Consider the following 1,199-nt stretch of genomic DNA (forward strand, 5'->3'; position numbering starts at 1 on the left):
CACTTATCTCTTCGTCGCGCATGACCTCTCGGTGGTCGAGCACATCTCCGACCGCGTCGCGGTGATGTATCTCGGCCGCATCGTCGAGCTGGCGAAAGCCAGCGACCTCTACCGCAACCCGCAGCATCCCTRCACCAGGGCGCTGTTGTCAGCGGTGCCGGTGCCCGATCCCAAGCTCAAGCGTGAGCGCATCCGCCTCAAGGGTGACGTGCCGAGCCCGATGAAGCCGCCGTCAGGCTGCCACTTCCACACCCGTTGTCCGATCGCCCAGCCGCGCTGCGCGGAAAGCGCGCCGGAGCTGAAGGAGGGCGCCGGCGGGCACTTCGTGGCGTGCCATCTGGCCTGACGCCGGGTAAAGCAGGACGCGTATTCATTCGCCCTGAAGCAGGCCGTGCGCCGAAAGGGCCTGCCTGAAAGCCTGCACCGACGTGTGGTGATGCGCGAACAGGCCCGCCTCGCGCGCGCCGGCAACATTGGCCGGGAGATCGTCGACGAACAGCACGGTCTCCGGCATCACGCCGAGCTCGGTCAGGCAGAGGCGATAGCAGCGCGGGTCCGGCTTTGCCGTCTTGAACTGGGCCGAGGTGTAGATCCGGGAGCCGAACAGCGGCCGCAAGTCCGGCAGCAGCGTGTCGATGTGGTCGGCGACCAGCGTGGTGTTGTTGGTCAGGACGGCAATATCGACGGTTTCGCGCAGACGTCGGGCAATCTCCATCATCGCGCGATCGGCCTGCATTGAACGGCGCCGCGCCTCCACCCACTCGTCGAGCGACAGCGGATAGCCCATGCGCTCGCCGAAGCCTCGCAGATAATCCGCGGCACCGAGAGCGCCGGAATCGCCGAGCGATTCGAAGTCGCTGTCCCAGATCGCGTTGTGGACGAACTCGCTGGTCGATCCCGCGAGCTCTGCCAGACACGCGACACGCTGTCCCCTGTCGTAGTTGCAGAGGACATTGTCCATGTCGAAGAGGACGAGCTTGATCCCATCAGGCACAGCAGCACTCTCGGATCGGCCGAACCTCMGGCCGTGATCGCAGTCATATCCCGCCCGAACGCGGGCGACAAATCCGGGAAAGGGCCGATCGCCGCGATGCTGCCTGGTCGATGGCGGCGCGTTTCGAAGGCGAGTTCTCGAGCGTCACCCGCAGCTAGGCAAACGTTTGCTACGCCTCGCAGATCGGCGATTGCGTCACGCGCTC

At 65.6% G+C, this 1,199-nt stretch carries 2 protein-coding genes; one reads left to right on the forward strand and one right to left on the reverse strand.

The window, feature by feature from the left end; all coding sequences use genetic code 11:
- Positions 1-346 (forward strand): oligopeptide/dipeptide ABC transporter ATP-binding protein (locus AC1D00_RS41895; protein WP_477014743.1); only part of this gene is annotated, 346 nt, incomplete at its 5' end.
- Between the two features lie 24 nt (positions 347-370).
- Here AC1D00_RS41895 and AC1D00_RS41900 read toward each other — a convergent pair.
- Positions 371-994 carry an HAD family hydrolase gene (locus AC1D00_RS41900; protein ID WP_477014744.1) on the reverse strand — a complete coding sequence of 208 codons (624 nt, stop codon included), beginning with the start codon at positions 992-994 and terminating at the stop codon, positions 371-373.
- Positions 995-1,199 lie beyond the last annotated feature (205 nt).

It is taken from the genome of Bradyrhizobium sp. P2_E8 (assembly GCF_056403875.1).